Annotated in this window: 13 protein-coding genes and 1 pseudogene; 9 read left to right on the plus strand and 5 right to left on the minus strand. The window is 45.4% G+C overall.

Going from position 1 to position 16,177, the window contains the following annotated elements; translation table 11 throughout:
- Positions 1 to 80: 80 nt before the first annotated feature.
- Both PQQ36_RS03005 and PQQ36_RS03010 read right to left on the minus strand, forming a co-directional pair.
- Complete coding sequence (locus PQQ36_RS03005) at positions 81 to 968, minus strand: DUF6279 family lipoprotein (RefSeq protein WP_225470329.1); 888 nt, start codon at positions 966 to 968, stop codon at positions 81 to 83.
- 79 nt (positions 969 to 1,047) lie between these two features.
- A complete protein-coding gene (locus tag PQQ36_RS03010; protein ID WP_011152359.1) occupies positions 1,048 to 1,956 on the minus strand; it encodes an aldo/keto reductase in 909 nt (302 codons plus the stop codon).
- Between the two features lie 120 nt (positions 1,957 to 2,076).
- Here PQQ36_RS03010 and PQQ36_RS22590 point away from each other — a divergent pair.
- Positions 2,077 to 2,187: pseudogene (locus PQQ36_RS22590) on the plus strand (XRE family transcriptional regulator); the annotation flags it as partial.
- Here the strand turns inward: PQQ36_RS22590 and PQQ36_RS03015 are convergent.
- Positions 2,150 to 2,635, minus strand: coding sequence for a hypothetical protein (locus PQQ36_RS03015; protein ID WP_225470330.1), 486 nt, complete (start codon positions 2,633 to 2,635; stop codon positions 2,150 to 2,152). The pseudogene PQQ36_RS22590 and the gene PQQ36_RS03015 overlap by 38 nt on opposite strands.
- A gap of 304 nt (positions 2,636 to 2,939) precedes the next feature.
- Here PQQ36_RS03015 and PQQ36_RS03020 point away from each other — a divergent pair, with 304 nt between their 5' ends.
- From PQQ36_RS03020 to PQQ36_RS03030, 3 genes are all read left to right on the plus strand, one after another.
- The gene (locus tag PQQ36_RS03020; RefSeq protein WP_015728089.1) at positions 2,940 to 5,111 is read left to right on the plus strand and encodes a vWA domain-containing protein; all 2,172 of its coding nucleotides are present in this window, start codon (positions 2,940 to 2,942) and stop codon (positions 5,109 to 5,111) included.
- A 366-nt stretch (positions 5,112 to 5,477) separates the two neighbouring features.
- Positions 5,478 to 6,881: a H(+)/Cl(-) exchange transporter ClcA gene (clcA, locus tag PQQ36_RS03025; RefSeq protein WP_011081486.1), complete on the plus strand. Its 1,404-nt coding sequence runs from the start codon at positions 5,478 to 5,480 to the stop codon at positions 6,879 to 6,881.
- A 243-nt stretch (positions 6,882 to 7,124) separates the two neighbouring features.
- Entirely contained in the window at positions 7,125 to 8,096 is a 972-nt protein-coding gene (locus tag PQQ36_RS03030) for a TDT family transporter (protein WP_011081487.1), read from the plus strand.
- Between the two features lie 44 nt (positions 8,097 to 8,140).
- Here PQQ36_RS03030 and PQQ36_RS03035 read toward each other — a convergent pair whose 3' ends face one another.
- Positions 8,141 to 9,379 carry an NRAMP family divalent metal transporter gene (locus PQQ36_RS03035; protein WP_273660311.1) on the minus strand — a complete coding sequence of 413 codons (1,239 nt, stop codon included), beginning with the start codon at positions 9,377 to 9,379 and terminating at the stop codon, positions 8,141 to 8,143.
- A gap of 265 nt (positions 9,380 to 9,644) precedes the next feature.
- Positions 9,645 to 10,298 (minus strand): GTP cyclohydrolase I FolE, encoded by a 654-nt coding sequence (folE, locus tag PQQ36_RS03040; protein ID WP_011081489.1) that lies wholly within the window; start codon positions 10,296 to 10,298, stop codon positions 9,645 to 9,647.
- 175 nt (positions 10,299 to 10,473) lie between these two features.
- Here folE and moeA point away from each other — a divergent pair, with 175 nt between their 5' ends.
- The 5 genes from moeA to PQQ36_RS03065 all read left to right on the plus strand — a co-directional run bounded on the left by moeA (position 10,474) and on the right by PQQ36_RS03065 (position 16,102).
- Positions 10,474 to 11,709: a molybdopterin molybdotransferase MoeA gene (gene moeA / locus PQQ36_RS03045; protein WP_225470332.1), complete on the plus strand. Its 1,236-nt coding sequence runs from the start codon at positions 10,474 to 10,476 to the stop codon at positions 11,707 to 11,709.
- Positions 11,710 to 11,718: 9 nt separating this feature from the next.
- On the plus strand, positions 11,719 to 12,495 hold the full coding sequence (gene moeB / locus PQQ36_RS03050; protein ID WP_053542514.1) for a molybdopterin-synthase adenylyltransferase MoeB: 777 nt from the start codon (positions 11,719 to 11,721) through the stop codon (positions 12,493 to 12,495).
- Between the two features lie 146 nt (positions 12,496 to 12,641).
- The gene (locus PQQ36_RS03055) at positions 12,642 to 12,953 is read left to right on the plus strand and encodes a hypothetical protein (protein WP_225470333.1); all 312 of its coding nucleotides are present in this window, start codon (positions 12,642 to 12,644) and stop codon (positions 12,951 to 12,953) included.
- 12 nt (positions 12,954 to 12,965) lie between these two features.
- Positions 12,966 to 13,796, plus strand: coding sequence for a sulfurtransferase (locus tag PQQ36_RS03060; RefSeq protein ID WP_045619334.1), 831 nt, complete (start codon positions 12,966 to 12,968; stop codon positions 13,794 to 13,796).
- A gap of 29 nt (positions 13,797 to 13,825) precedes the next feature.
- Positions 13,826 to 16,102 carry a bifunctional diguanylate cyclase/phosphodiesterase gene (locus tag PQQ36_RS03065; RefSeq protein ID WP_225470334.1) on the plus strand — a complete coding sequence of 759 codons (2,277 nt, stop codon included), beginning with the start codon at positions 13,826 to 13,828 and terminating at the stop codon, positions 16,100 to 16,102.
- Positions 16,103 to 16,177 lie beyond the last annotated feature (75 nt).

Raw genomic sequence — 16,177 nt, forward strand, 5'->3', positions numbered from 1 at the left:
AAAGATGAGAAATTGCTTTGAATCAGTTTTTCTGTCATTGACGAGGAATATTACGCAAACCATTCCATAGTGTATGTCTGTTAGCGCCCGACTATTTGATTGTTCAACTCACTCGCTAAGTCACGCCAGTTTTTTACTTCTGAACGAAAATGTCGCCACTGTTTATCGCTCATGGTTTGGCTGATTTGGGGAATGTACTGGTTGGCTAACGCAATATTGAAATTCACTTTCTCGCTTAACTCAGGACTATAGTAACTCTCTGGTTGCAACAGAAGGCGCATCAAATTTTCATGTAGATAGTGGGGATCATGCTTGTTATTTAACAGTTGGCGAACAACTTCCAACATTTTATTTCTGTGCTCTCGCCAATGTGGCGTGGTGATTTGCAGTTCATTGGCCCAACGAACCACCAGCGCTTTTTGCTCTGTGTTTAAACGGCCAATCCACTTCTCTAGGCTCTCTTCAATGCGTTCAACATAACGACGCCGACGTTCTTGCTCCGACCAGCCGCCGTATTTTTTATCCAATTCTTGATATTTTTTTGCCAGATTATTCAACAACTCTTGCTCTTGTTTGGCACTGAGGGAAAGTGTTAAAGCGTAGATATCTGGAGCAGCCCGCGTGGCGAGCCTTACTGTGTGCTGTTTAATGGCGGCTCGCTGTTTGATAACAAATTCAGCGGACACTTGTGCCGAGGTGATCGTTTCCAACTGTTGTAGTTGTTTGGCGTAGAGCGGCAATTCTTCTTCTTGATGCCAGCGCAACAATTGCTGCAAGCGTTCGTCCAACATTGCTTCTTGCTCGTTTTCCAATGTCACATAGTCATCGACATATTCGAGCACCACCCAATCGAGGTTGGTGTATAGAAATTTATTGGAACAGCCTAATAAAATTAAGGCCAAAGCAAGATAACTCAACGTCCGCCAAGTGGTTTTATTTCGACCTAAACTTCCACATCCTAGTGTCATCGAACATCCTTTTCTCGCCCAAGCGATGCGTTATACGCGTGTGAATCAGTGACGGTTCACCCGCCACTGATTCTTTTCTCTATGGCACACCGTGGCCTTTAGAAGCCACCCAAACTCGGTACCACTGTTCACGGCTTAGCTCAATTTTCAATGCATTCACGGCACTTTGAACACGTTCAATTTTGCCTGAACCAATGATAGGAATCGGTAGCGACGGCAGCTTTCTCACCCACGCATACACTACTTCATCAATGCTCTGTGCGCCGACTTCTTCGCGAATCGCCTCTAGCTCTTGACGCACGCGACTCTCCTGCTCCCCTTGGCCGGAAAACAGTGCGCCACCACCTAAACACGACCAAGCCATTGGACGAACACGTAACATCTGTAGTTGGTCCAGAGTGCCATCATGTACTACATCAAACTGAAGAGGATTGATTTCTACTTGGTTAGTCACCAGTGGCTTACTCAATCGAGATTGAAGCAACTCAAATTGACGGGGAGAGAAATTCGACACACCGAAGTGCTTCACCTTGCCCACTTTGTGCAGCTCACTGAAGGCTTCTGCTACCTCATCGGCATCCATTAACGCGTCAGGACGATGGATAAGTAGCACATCTAGCTCATCAACCCCCAAACGTTCCAACGAATTGTTCACTGACTGATAAATATGCGCAGCGCTGGTATCGTAATGGTTAACCTTACGATCTGGGTGCTTTGCCCCACATAAATTGATGTCGCATTTCGTCACGATTTGAATATCGCTACGTAAGCTTTTGTCTAACGCCAGCGCTTCACCGAATAAGCGTTCACACTCGTATTGTCCATAAATGTCTGCATGGTCAACCGTCGTGATGCCCATTTCGATATGTTGCTTGAGAAATGTTAAACGCTGTTGAGGGGTCATGTTCCATTCAGCCAAACGCCAATAACCTTGAACCAGCTCCGAAAACTCTGGCCCTTGTGGCGCAGTTACAACTTTCGCTACCATTGCGTACTCCTTATTTATCTTGTTAAATCCTAGACTTGTTTTGCCGTCGACTCAACGCGTAAACCCAAGGAATTCGAACTGGAGTACGAATTGATGAGTTTTGCCCAAAGATTAGCCAGCTTAATTGGCTATCAGTACCTACGTGCACACAAGAAAGCAGATGGATTTTTAGATCAAGAAGGTATGGCCGCGTTCATTTCTCGTTCTTCGTTGGCGTCAAAAAACGAGTAATCACCAAGGTTATCCATTCGCTATCATGGCTGATTTCGGCTAACACGCTGGGTTGTTGAAGGTGATACTGCGAAGCTGGGAGCCAACGTTGTGTTTGTGAATGCGTTCGGTATTTATTGAGAAAAATGACCAAATTTTTATCAACAAGGTTTCTTTCTTCTTGAGTCTTGGCTTTCGATAATTGCGCTTGCACATCGAATGAGTCACCCGACACGGAAACCTCGGCAATCTGCATCAAATCTTTTCTTAGGTTCAACTGCAGTTGCGACCAAGCGATCAAGTCAAACGCTGTTTGCAACATATAGATATTTTTCGAATCCATTAATTGCAACTCTCCAAAGAAAGGTCGCTGATAGTAGGTCAGTTCGTCAACGCAATACCTTTTTTCTACTTCGCTTTGTGAACAGTCAAAAAATGGCGATTCAACAACGGTAGTTTCACTGATCAATGCTATTTCCCCCATAAGACTATGTGAGATAAGCACTGAATATTCAGTCTCTTGAGACAAAATCCGTGAAGAAATTAAAACACTAGCGAGCAAAATTGGAGAAAAGCAATATCTAGACATATTATGAAACACAGGTTCGCTCCTTATATTTATATATCTATCACCTAAAACCACCCTGACATGAGACGGGCAATAAATAAACAACAACACATTCATTAAAATTATTAATTATGCGATAACAAACATTGATAATGTGATATTGCTCCATAAAATCCAGCCTATCTTATAACTAAGGTAGGAAACCATGAAACTAAAATTGTCAGTTTTATCAATAGCATTGTTTGGCTTATACGGTTGTGGCGGCTCAGATTCAAACTCAAGCGCGACAGATTCAGCAACACCACCAACACAAACATATTCATCACTGGTCAAAGCAACCCCTGTACCCACAAACGATTCCATATGTACTTCAGGTGGAATTAAAATAGATCTTGGTCTAGATAAAGATGATTCAAAAATACTTGAAAATGGAGAAGTATTACAAAGCCACACATACTGCAACAGTGGAGTGAAGGTCATAGATGGAGACCTAGTTGTAAACAATGATGCTCTTGTCTCTGTTCTATCTATTGCTAAAAATGACGTTCGATGCAATTTAGGTGGACAATTAGTTATTGCTGGTATTGATGCTGACAATAATAACAAACTAAGTGAGCAAGAAATTTCTGAAGAGCACATTTTATGTAGTGACGGCGAATATATCGCACCTGACATTTTAATTAATGCAATTGTTGCGTCTCCTGCCGTAATACTTCCTAGTGAAACGACAACGATTACAGCCACCATCAGTAACTTAAGTGATAATGATACTCTGACTTGGTACGACAGTGACGATAATATCATTAGCCCAGTGTCAGTCAATCAGCCCCAAGTCATTGCACTTACCGCAGGTAATACATCTGGTGTAATGAGTGCTAAATTAGAAGTAAAAAGAGTCCATCAAGATGGCTCGATCACTTTGCATGCACAAAAAATCAACGTCACCATTGCTGAAGCGCCGAGTAAAACTCAATCCGTGGTGATGGACAATACTCAGGTACTACTCCCTGAAGGCTACTCGACCCAAAACATCACAGGTGATTTTAAAGGAGTGGTTATGTATGGAGAAGTTCCACAGCAAATTCAAAAATCAGGCATACCAACACCAGTAGGTACAGAACTGATTGGCTTTACCAGTGAAAGACCTTCTCTATCACAGGGCTCAACAACAGTTGATATCCTTAACACACTAATGAGGTCATTGAATTCAACATTAGGCTATCGCAACGACGTCACTGAAATATCGAAAAAAACTTTGGTAAATGGCGACATATCTGCTCGCTATAACATTTCCTTAAGTGAAACTAGACAAACTACGGCCTTACTCCAGCTGATTCTACAAACTATCGGAACCAACAAAGTGGGTGGAGTTGTTGACCAGCTCGTCGCCGATAACAACGAAAAAAATACCAACGCATTCCAGTTCGACATTGTGCTTTCGTTCGATGAACAAAAAGATAATGTGGTAATGACGAGTACTCTTATTGCTAAAGAACTCTTTAGTAAATACGAAACACTGATCGATACAACCACCTCTGAAAGTGTTCGTGCGCCAGTAAATGCAACGATCAAAGTACAAAACGATACTATCACTGCTATTGAGCAGACAGTATCAAAAGCAGATTTTCTCTTTGTGATCGATAATTCTGGAAGTATGGGAGATGAACAAGATGAGATCAGTACTCTAACACAAACGTTTCTAGATGAAATTTCTGCTTCAGGTCTCGATTATAAAGTGGGAACAATTACAACTGATAATGACTCTCTAAGAGGGAATGGATTTACTCACGAGCCTGAGCAAATTGCCTTAGACTTTAAACCCGGAACAAACGGTAGCGGATACGAAAGAGGTATCTATTTTGCAGAAATGGCTTTAGCTCCAACTACAGGAACTGTTGCCGTTGCGGGTTACCCTCGAGCAGGAGCCTCTCTGTCAGTTATCATTATGAGTGATGAAGAAAGTCAATATCCGACAAGAGATTTTGACGTCAATAACAATCTGTTTGTAGATAATGGCTATCGTGTGTATTCCATAGTTGATCCAAGTGATGCTCGTGTTAGTCAATATGATGACTTATCTCAAACAAGCCTTGGTTTGGTTCTCAATATCAATGAGAAAACCGAGTACAAACAGTTTATGACCGATATTGCGAACAATGCTGGAGCGTCAACTGTGGGGTATAAACTCGGGATAAACGACGCAAGTAAAGTCATTTCCACGTCTCTTTCAGTTAAAGTCGATGGTGTAGAAGTAACCCGAGACAAAGTAAACGGTTGGACTTATTATCCTCAAACAAACAGTATTAGCTTCCGCGGAACGGCTATTCCAGCAGCAGGAGCTGAGATTGTCATCGCCTACAACTATATTCAACTCTAAAATTAATAAGGCGCACCTAGCAGTGCGCCTTTACCTCGTTACTCAATCGTGAGTCTGCGATTTGGGATTACTATAGATGCATCCCTGACAAAAAACGAGGAACTACAGTAGAGTTTTGATTCCATCCAAATTGTGTGTAAAACCTCACATCCCTCCTTATCGAGCAGCATGTTGCTTTACGATTTAAGTGTGGTTCAGATTGGCGAATTTGCAAGTGATACACCTGTTTATTAATGATACCTCCATCACATTTAGTGCATCGTTAAATACGATTTCTGCAAAGCTAATTTGCATCTTTACTGATTAAGGCGTAACAGTGGTCAGGCTTATAATTCGTGCTTCAACTATTCGTGTCGGAGAAGGTAAATGACCAAACGTGAGAGAATCATTCAGTCCGTATTAGTAAAAGTACCCAAGGACGCGATTAATCAGTTTCTCTCACACGGATCAACCCCGATTTCTGTGCTCTTCCTTGCGGCACTGGTTGGCGTATTGGCAGGACTGGTTGGAACCTATTTCGAAATCGCCGTGCATTTTGTTTCTGAGACTCGGACGGAGTGGTTAAAGAGTGAAATTGGTCATTTGTTGCCCCTTTGGCTCGCCGCAATTTTGATCAGTGCAGCGCTTGCATTTGTGGGGTATTTTCTGGTTCATCGCTTTGCGCCAGAGGCCGCTGGCTCAGGTATCCCAGAAATCGAGGGGGCGATGGACAATATCCGCCCGGTCAGATGGTGGCGAGTCATTCCCGTGAAGTTTTTTGGCGGCATGGGGGCTCTGGGTTCAGGAATGGTGCTGGGCCGAGAAGGGCCTACTGTTCAGATGGGCGGCGCCGTTGGTCGCATGGTCACGGATATTTTCCGAGTGAAAGATGACGACACTCGCCACTCTTTACTTGCGTCAGGGGCGGCAGGTGGTTTGGCCGCCGCGTTTAATGCTCCTCTTGCGGGGATCATGTTCGTGGTCGAAGAGATGCGCCCACAATTTCGTTACTCGCTGATCTCTATTCGAGCTGTGATTATTTCTGCTGTTATGGCCAATATCGTGTTTCGCGCCATCAACGGCCAAGATGCGGTCATTACCATGCCGCAATATCAACCTCCCGAGCTAAAAGCTTTGTGGCTCTTTTTGTTATTGGGCGGACTTTTTGGCGTTTTTGGTGTGCTGTTCAATAAACTGGTGACTGTTGCACAAGACGCCTTCGTTGCCTTGCACAAGAATGATCGCAAACGTTATTTGATCACCGGAACCTGTCTTGGTGGCATCTTTGGTTTGCTATTGCTGTATGTTCCCGAACTGACGGGCGGCGGCATTCATCTTATTCCAGACGTCACTAACGGCAACTACAGTGTTTCTCTGCTGGTGATGCTCTTTGTCGGACGAGTTTTGACCACTTTAATCTGTTTTGGCTCAGGTGCACCCGGCGGGATTTTTGCGCCTATGTTGGCATTGGGCACGCTGTTTGGCTATGCCTTTGGTGCCACAGCGAAAATTCTACTTCCCGATCTTCCCATCGAGCCGGGCATGTTCGCCATTGCGGGTATGGGCGCTTTATTCGCCGCCACGGTTCGCGCTCCGATTACGGGAATTCTGCTCGTGATTGAAATGACCAACAACTATTACCTCATTTTGCCACTGATCATTACCAGTCTCGGCGCGGTAATTTGTGCGCAAATTTGTGGCGGTAAACCTATCTATAGCCAGCTTCTACACAGAACCATCAAGAACGATAAGCTACGTCAGCAAGATCTACCAGAGCAGCAAAACTCGTAAAGATTCCTCACTAATAATGCATCGGGATAAATGACTTTATCCCGATTTTTTGCGCTGAATTCGATTTTTTCCAAGCAACAACCACACAAAGTTGATACCATCCCTGAGCCCATTTTTCTCATGCGCATCTGATTTCTTGAATGCTCGGTTAAATGGTGCTGATTCTTCTATTAAGTCATGGTTAAGTGGGAACGGATCCTCACTCAAGAAAGGTAGTGCGTCGAATTGAGGTTAAATTCGCAAATGGAATTTTCGCTGAATTGGAGAAGGCTAGTTCAAGTCCAAAGTGTTCCCCCTTCTCAAGCTGCATTAGCGTTGGGCATGATTGGTTTGGGTCAAGCTTGGGCGCTCTATTTACCAGAAGTTGGCGTACCTATTCGTCCTTTCCTTGCGGCTTTTGGTGCGATATTACTCTTACCTGTATTAGCCAAATACGCCACCAACGCTAAAACCTTTCTCAACGATATTCGTCATCCTTTGAGTGGAAGTTTGATGGCTCCGATGAGTATGGCGCTGTTGGTGTTGTGCGATTATTTGGCGGTCGTATCTCCGTTGATCGCCTACCCTCTTTGGTTTATGGCGGTTTTGCTGCACTTTACCATGATGGTGCTGTTTTTCAGTTTCCAAATCATGAATTTCAAGATGTCCAATATTGTGCCAAGCTGGTTCCTCTACCCAGTTGGATTGATCAGCAGCTCATTGGCTGGTTCTCAATTTGGACACAATGTCTTTTCAGAAACACTGGCTATGGTCTGCATTGGGATCTATTTCTTCCTACTGCCTCTGGTTCTCTACCGATTGGTGTTTTTTGGCTCTCTGCCTAAACGAGCAAGGCCAACATTAGCCATCATGGCCGCTCCGGTTAACCTTTCGCTAGCCGCATACTTGGTGAACTTCAAAGAGCCAGACCCTATCCTCACAGGCGCTTTAGCGGGCATTGCCATTACCATGACTCTGCTGATTTACCTGTGCTACATTCGATTACTGAGATTGAAGTTCCAACCCTCCATCGCGGCCGTTACCTTCCCATCGGTGATCAGTGCCATTGCGATGCATCGCTTAACCGCATTTTTTGCCGAGTCCCACCCTCAATGGGCATGGCTGCATGATTTTGGCTTTCTTGAACTGAGCATTGCCACCGTGCTTGTTGTGTGGGTATCTGCTGGCTACGTTAAGATGTATTGGCCTGAGGTGTTCAACAAAAATCCAATATAATGATGGCCTCATTTGAGGCCATTCGCTATTTACCTATGTACCCTCTAGCTAACAAACTTCGCGATGAAGTTGCCGATGTTCGTTAAACTGGATGCCCCCATTACGATAACAATCGCTGTGCCCGTCAACGTCAAGTACATCGGATGTTGGTAGTCCCCCACAATATCTTTGCGTCTTGTTGCCAACAAAACGGTCCCCAGTACAACAGGGAGAATAATGCTATTCACTAAACCTGCCAGCATCAGCAGAAGAATAGGCATATCCATGCATACGGTGCCAAGTGAGGTTAGAACAATGAAACCCACACACCATGATTTTTCGTTTCTTGCGACAAACGGGAACAGCGTCTTAATCAGTGAGATCGCCATGTACGAGTTGCCAACCACCGATGTGATTGAAGCGACGAACAGAACCAAACCAAAGATGAAGTAGCCGAGTTGACCAGCGCCTTGTCGAAAAGCATCAGCAGCGGGGTTCGCCGTGTCCAATGTCGCACCTGTTGCGATAACACCAAATACCGCCAAAAATAGCAGAATTCGGATAACCACTGCGATAGAAATGCCCGCCCACGCCGTTGATGTAATAGACGGTACATTTTCTTTGCCCTTCAAGCCAATATCGACCAAACGTTGAGCACCTGTGTAGTAACCGCCAACAGCACCACCAACAATAGTCAGTGTAGGCAGTAGCAAACTGCCGATATCCGTAGGCATCACCGCGGCACTTAGGGTTTCCCCCATTGGTGGTAGGCTTGTCATGGCAACATACGCAATCAGCACAATCATAAATAAGCCAAGGTATCTCGCCATTTGGTCCATTCGTTTGGAAGCGTTATGCACCACAAATAGCAAGCAACCGATCAATCCCGTAAACAGGGCTCCCCACGTCGTGTCTACGCCTGTTAACACATTGATGCCCAATGCAGCACCACTGACGTTACCAAAGTTAAAAGCCACAGCGCCAAGCGCAAGGAGAACACCTACGCCATACCCCATCCCCGGCGCCACTTTGTTCGCAATATCTTGGATGCGCAGGCCAGAAACACCAACAATACGCCATAAGTTCATGACGATACCAAAGGTGATAAAGATCGAAGCCAAAACGGGAAACGCCATATCAACTTTGTAGATGTTGGTGAAGACAGCGGTTTGAGTTAAAAAGCCGGGGCCAACAGACGTCGTCGCCATCAAAAACGCGACACTTAGCATGGCTTTCTTTTGCCAATGGTTTTCGGGTACTTGAGTAGAAATAGAGGAAGTGATGATAGTGCTTTGTGTCGTCATGCTGGTTCTCAATTTTGTTGTCTTTCTATTATTAGAAAAATAGAAAGACAACTGACCGAGATCAGCTGAACTTAGCGTAGTATTTCTTTTAAAACAAACAATTACAAGTTGTCGTCGTTCATTGGGCGCACATACTAAAAGCAACGAATGTGACTGTCAACACGCAATTCCATAAATATTTATATTGCTGCTTGCTTAACGATTAACTCAATACAAAAAAGGATGGCATTTCGCCATCCTTTATCAAACTGAGTGTTCACTTGCATTAACGCAGACCGTGCAGAAACTCGGCTCGTGTCGCTGGGTTACTCTTAAAAATGCCACCCAATGCGGTTGTGGTGGTTTCACTGGTCGCGTCCATCACGCCGCGAGACTTCACGCAATAGTGTGTTGCGTCGATGGTTACCGCAACGTCATCCGATTCGAGTAAGGTTTGCAACGCCACTAGAATCTGTTGTGTCATGCGCTCTTGCACCTGAGGGCGTTGCGCAAAGAAACGAACAATGCGGTTGATCTTAGATAAACCAATGATTTTTCCGCGAGGAATATAGGCCACTGCCGCTTTGCCATCGATGGTCACCAAATGATGCTCGCAGGTGCTGGTTAAGGTGATCTCTTTCACTCGAACCATCTCGCTGACGTTCATCTTATTTTCAATCACCGTGATCTTAGGGAAGTTCTGATAATCAAGGCCGGAAAAAACTTCGTCGACGTACATTTTAGCAATGCGTCTTGGCGTCTCTTCCAAACTATCGTCGGTCAGATCCAGTTCAAGCAAAGAAAGGATCTCACGCATGTGGTGTTCGATTTTCTCTTTCTTTTCTTCACGACTGAATTGGTTCGGCACCATCGGCGTTTCCAAACCGCGCTTTTCTAACGCTTGTTTAACCAGTTGGGCGGATTCGCTAAGACCTGACATTCCACTTCCTCTTACATCTCAAGACTCTCATAAAGGGAAGAATACCCCTTTAGGATGGCTGACAAGGATACTCGGATTTTTGAATAATTACACCCATATTTTACTGAGGGTCATTCGTGCCACTCATCGATTTGTGCTAAAGTGCGCTAAAACCATAATTCAACGGAAATTCAATATGGGCTGTTGTGATGCACCTGGCTTAATGCCAATTGAAGATGCGATGGAAAAAATGCTTTCCCGCATTAAACCGATTCAAACAACGTTAAAACTACCGCTTGCTGAAGCGCTTGGTTATGTCTTAGCTGAAGATATTCTTTCCCCTATTAACGTGCCTCCTTTTGATAACTCTGCAATGGATGGATACGCGATTCGCATTGCCGATTTAGAGCACAACCAACCACTACCGCTTGCGGGCAAGTCATTTGCAGGCCAGCCTTTTGACGGGGAATGGCCGCAAAATAGCTGCATTCGCATCATGACAGGCGCAAAAATCCCGGCAGGCTGTGACGCCGTCATCATGCAGGAAAACACCGCAGTAAGCGACGAAGGTATTGTCATCCAACAGTGCCAGATTAAGCCGAACGAAAACATTCGACCAACAGGCGACGATATCCAAGCGGGTGACTTAGTCTTGGCCCAAGGGGCTCGCCTCACGCCTCGTGATATTCCAATGATTGCTTCTTTAGGCATCAGCCACGTCACAGTGGTCAGAAAACCACGTGTTGCTTTCTTTTCTACTGGTGACGAGCTCAAATCACTCGGTGAACCACTACTGGAAGGTCAGATCTACGATAGCAACCGCTACGGTATTAAGCCGCTGATTGAGAACTTTGGCTGCGAAGCCATCGACCTCGGCATCATTCCTGATTGCCCTGAAACATTGAAAGCCACCTTCGAAAAAGCCCAATCACTAGCGGATGTGGTGGTCACTTCTGGTGGCGTAAGCGTGGGCGAAGCCGACTACACCAAAGACATTTTGGAACAGCTAGGCGAAATCGGTTTTTGGAAACTGGCGATCAAACCGGGTAAACCCTTTGCTTTTGGTAAACTCAGCACCGCGTGGTTCTGCGGTCTGCCAGGTAACCCCGTTTCAGCCGTTTTAACTATGTATGTTTTGGTTCAGCCGATGCTGGCCAAATTGGCAGGCCATTCGCAATGGAAAGCTCCGGAGTCTATCCCTGCCACAACGCGTACGGCGTTTAAAAAGGCACCCGGCCGCACCGACTACCAACGCGGTATTTACACCATTGAAAATGGTCAGTTCTTTGTCGAAACAACAGGAAATCAAAGCTCCGGTGCGTTTCGTTCAATGAGCTTGGCAAATTGTTTTGTGGTTTTAGAGCGAGAGCGTGGACGTGTTGAAGTGGGCGAAACCGTCAATATCGAATTGTTTAACTCAACCCTGTTTTAGGAGCTGAAGGTGGAGATTCTTTCCGATCAGGAAATGCTGCGCTATAACCGCCAAATCATCCTACGTCAGTTTGATTTTGAAGGCCAAGAAGCTCTCAAACAGAGTTCCATCTTAATTTTGGGTGCTGGTGGTCTTGGCTGCGCTGCGAGTCAATATCTAGCGACAGCGGGTGTCGGCAAGCTGACATTGATTGACGACGATATTGTTGAGTTATCCAATTTGCAGCGCCAAGTCTTGCATCACGATGCTGATATTGGGCGTAAAAAAGTCGAGTCCGCCGCTCAGTCGCTACGAGAGCTGAATCCTCACATTGAAGTGGTAACGGTGGCGCAGCGTCTTAGCGACTCTGAGCTTGAAACTTTGATCAAAAACCACAGCTTAGTGTTAGATGCCAGTGACAACGTGGAGACGCGCAATCAATTGAATCGCCTCTGCTTTGCGACCAAAACGCCATTGGTATCCGGCGCTGCGATTCGCATGGAAGGTCAGGTGAGTGTTTTTACCTATCAAAACGCTAACGAGCCTTGCTATCAATGTCTTAGCGCACTGTTTGGCTCAAATGCGCTGAGTTGTGTCGAAGCTGGGGTCATGGCACCTGTCGTTGGCATCATAGGCGCCGTACAAGCCATGGAAGCGATTAAAGTGTTGGCTCACTTTGGTACCCCAAAAAGCGGTAAAATTTTGATCCTTGACGCCATGATGATGTCTTGGCGAGAAATGAATCTCATGAAACTGCCCGCTTGCCCAGTGTGTAACGATGATTCACAACGCACCAGCCAGACGTGATTGAAAGGCCCTCTTCTATTGTCGAGGGCTTTTTTTTAACGCTCCACTTATGCCGTGGTTGCGATGGAAGGAAATGGTTACAACGGAAGGAAATTGTTTTATCTTGGCCCTAAACGCTAATAACCAATTGTTTTGACGAGCATTCGATGAGACCACTCATAAAAGGATTTGGATTACTGTTGTCAGGCATCGTTTTGCTTCTCTCGCTGCAACACCTGCTCAGAGATAAGCCGGACAATGAGAGGCTTCACACAATACTGCTTAGCAATACGTTAACTCAATCTTTAGATGGGCATCGACGTTATTTAACGGTCAAGCTCCCCGACTCCAGCGTGCTGAGATTAACGGTCAAACCCGACAATGATTGTCAGCCACCTGCGCAAGTGCTTTTAGCCAAAGGAACAAATGCGCTCACCGAGCAACCTAGCTATCACTTTATCGAATGCCAGAAACCATAAGGAAATCACTCTATGTCCCCGCTTATTTCTGCCAGTGAACTGAATGAGATTAAACATCAAAAAAATTTGGTCATTTTAGATGCCAGCATGGAGTTCACGATTCCCAATGCTGAACCTAAGATTTTCGGAAAGGTCATCCTTGGTGCTCGTCGATTCGATTACGACCACGAGTTCTGCGATCTTTCCAGTACTTTGCCTCATATGATGCCCGATCAAGCAACCTTCAATGCTAAAGCACAACAGATCGGTCTAAACAATGATAGCCATATCGTGGTCTACGATAACGCGGGAACTTACGCCTCGCCAAGAGCTTGGTGGATGCTAAAAGCGATGGGACATCATAACGTTCAAGTGCTCAATGGTGGCCTGAAAGCGTGGATTGACGCAGGCTTTGAAACCCAAGACAACTTTGAAGCAGTATCACAGATTGGTACATTCAATGGACAAATCGATCCAGATTATTTCTTAAATGCCGATATTGTTCTGAAGCACAGTAATTTGCGCTCCGCCTCAATTGTCGATGCACGATCTATGGAACGGTTTTTAGCTCAGGTCCCAGAGCCCAGAGAAGGTATACGCAGTGGCCACATTCCGGGTTCCCTGTGTTTGCCGTTTTCACAACTGATGGACAAAGGCCATATTAAACCTTTGTCTGGTTTGCAAGAGGCTTTCGAGTCGCTACCATTAGACCAGAGTAAACCGATCATTTTCAGTTGTGGCTCAGGGGTCACTGCATGCATTTTGTTATTAGGCGCATACCTAATCGGTTACAAAAATTTGTCTGTCTACGACGGTTCATGGACGGAATGGGGAGCCAACCCTCAATTACCTATTGAACCTTAACGAAGACAGCGTCAAACAGAAGGCAAAGAATGGCTAGAATGAAGAAAAATATTTGGCTGCTATATTGGGTCCTCGTGGTGGTTACCATGGGGCTTTTTATCCTTTTTGGCCATAATTTCTATCATTCCAACCTACAGAAATACCAAGATAAGCAACTGCTGCAACTTGAGCTTTTTGCGGCTTCCGTCGACTCACTGTTCAAAAGCCAAGAATCCCTCCTCGAAGTGGTTGGGCATCAATTAGTCGAGCAAAGCGATTTCACTCGGACGGCAGCCATGCAGATCCGGCCGCTACTCGATAACTTGATGCGTATTCATCCTATTATTGCTGGTTTTGGCCTTGCCAATCCTAACGGTGACTTTATCGCGGTCAGCAGCAATGTCGATTTAGCGCGAGCAGAAAACTTAATCGCCAACCCCGCCACCAAAGTCGGCTTCACCGAAGCGCTCAATTCCAATCGTATGGTATTGGGGCATACCTACTATTTTGATGCCATCGATTCCTTGGTGATTCCCATTCGCAAGTCCATTCGCAATCAGCACGGTGAAGTGGAAGCCGTCATGACCGCGGGACTAAAAGTCGAGTCGACACTGGTTTTTCGCAACAATATTCATGCGAACCCCTACAATATTGTGAGCCTGATACGAGAAGACTTGTACCGCACTTTTGTTTCTGCCGACGCCTCCCTCGTCAATCGTTACGATGCACCCATTGACGATCATCGTTACAAAGAGGTCATCGCCGCGGCGGCTTCTCAGTTATCGCTTTCCGAACCGGAACTCAAAGCTTCTCAAAAAGCCGTCACAGTGACGACAAATGGCCCCCAAGTCTCCTATCTAATGACAGTGAAATACCTGTCGGATTATAAAGTTTGGGCCGTTTCTGCGACTGAAATGCATTTTATTCGTCAACAGTTTTACAGCCAACTCGGCTTCTACCTGCTGATCTTCACTATCTTGCAGCTCGCGTTTTACGGCTTAGTGCGCTCGATCGCCAACAACGAACAACAAACCATTGAACGCTTAAACAAGCAAGCGACACACGACACCTTAACTGGCCTGCCAAACAGACTCTATTTGCGCAATAACGTAAACAGTTGGCTCAAAAATAAAACGTCGCCTTTTTCACTGCTGTTCATCGATATGGATAACTTTAAAAGTGTCAACGACACTCATGGTCACGATTTTGGTGACCAAGTTCTAAAACAAATCACGCAACGATTAGGTTCATTCAACAACGACCAACGCTTGTTGGTGCGTGAAGCCAGCGATGAATTCATTTTATTGGTAAAAGAGAGCGATCCTGCGTTACTTAAGTCATTGGCCACTACCATGATCGCTAAAATGGCCGAGCCGTATGTGATTAACGACGTTCAGTTCCTATTAAGCTGTAGCGTAGGCATCGCCGTTTATCCCACTCACGGCAATGACCTCGACGCGTTACTTCGCGCCGCCGATATCTCAATGTATCGTGCCAAACAAGAGCGTAACTCGTTCAATATTTTCACCACTGAAATGCAAGAGCAGCATTTATACAAAACGAAAGTTGAACAACGTTTAAGATTTGCGATTGAACAACAAAAGTTGTTTATGGTTTACCAACCTCAGGTCGATATGGCTGGCAAGCTGCATGGTGTCGAAGCCTTGGTTCGCTGGCAGGACGAAGAGCTCGGCTTTGTCCCGCCCGATCTGTTTATTCCTGTTGCCGAAAGCTCAGGACTCATGGTTAAACTGGGTAAATTCATCATTGAACGCAGTGTCAGTGATATTGCGACTTATGTATTGCCACAACGTCAAGACTTGAATCTCTCAATCAACATCTCTGTAAAACAGTTTATTCAGCAGGATTTTGCTGAGCACCTTCTCACCACCATCGACACGGCAAGACTCGATAGAAAGCGCATTACTCTCGAAATTACGGAAAACTTGTTTATTGAAGATCTTGAGCAGTTCAAACCCATTTGTAATGAAATGAACCAACAAGGGCTCAAAATCTCTCTGGATGATTTTGGTACCGGCTATTCCTCGTTGAGCATGCTAAAAGATCTGCCCATCGATGAGTTGAAGATCGACAAGAGCTTTGTCGACAACATCGAGAATGACGCAAAGTCTTTCAACATGGTCAAAAACATCATCGCTATCGGGAAAAACTTTGGCATGGCAGTGTTGGCCGAAGGGGTAGAAACGGAGTTGCAAGCGAACAAACTGGCGGAATGTGGTTGCGACTTGTTGCAAGGCTACTACTACGCGAAACCGCTCAATGTCGAGCAACTGCAAAGCTATCTGGACGAACAGACGGAAAAATAGACGCTCATTACCCAATTACGGCGAAACAAAAACCCGCTAAAGCAGCGGGTTTTTATATCAAAGCCAATGATTGAA

It is taken from the genome of Vibrio sp. CCUG 15886, assembly GCF_028570825.1.
Lineage (GTDB): Bacteria > Pseudomonadota > Gammaproteobacteria > Enterobacterales > Vibrionaceae > Vibrio > Vibrio vulnificus_B.

Bases quoted from the DNA above. Each gene is read 5' to 3' on its own strand.
- PQQ36_RS03035 (WP_273660311.1), bottom strand. From the start codon at position 9,379: ATGACGACACAAAGCACTATCATCACTTCCTCTATTTCTACTCAAGTA.
- folE (WP_011081489.1), bottom strand. From the start codon at position 10,298: ATGTCAGGTCTTAGCGAATCCGCCCAACTGGTTAAACAAGCGTTAGAA.
- clcA (WP_011081486.1), top strand. From the start codon at position 5,478: ATGACCAAACGTGAGAGAATCATTCAGTCCGTATTAGTAAAAGTACCC.
- PQQ36_RS03055 (WP_225470333.1), top strand. From the start codon at position 12,642: ATGAGACCACTCATAAAAGGATTTGGATTACTGTTGTCAGGCATCGTT.
- PQQ36_RS03010 (WP_011152359.1), bottom strand. From the start codon at position 1,956: ATGGTAGCGAAAGTTGTAACTGCGCCACAAGGGCCAGAGTTTTCGGAG.
- PQQ36_RS03065 (WP_225470334.1), top strand. From the start codon at position 13,826: ATGGCTAGAATGAAGAAAAATATTTGGCTGCTATATTGGGTCCTCGTG.
- PQQ36_RS03020 (WP_015728089.1), top strand. From the start codon at position 2,940: ATGAAACTAAAATTGTCAGTTTTATCAATAGCATTGTTTGGCTTATAC.
- PQQ36_RS03005 (WP_225470329.1), bottom strand. From the start codon at position 968: ATGACACTAGGATGTGGAAGTTTAGGTCGAAATAAAACCACTTGGCGG.
- PQQ36_RS03060 (WP_045619334.1), top strand. From the start codon at position 12,966: ATGTCCCCGCTTATTTCTGCCAGTGAACTGAATGAGATTAAACATCAA.
- moeA (WP_225470332.1), top strand. From the start codon at position 10,474: ATGGGCTGTTGTGATGCACCTGGCTTAATGCCAATTGAAGATGCGATG.
- PQQ36_RS03030 (WP_011081487.1), top strand. From the start codon at position 7,125: ATGGAATTTTCGCTGAATTGGAGAAGGCTAGTTCAAGTCCAAAGTGTT.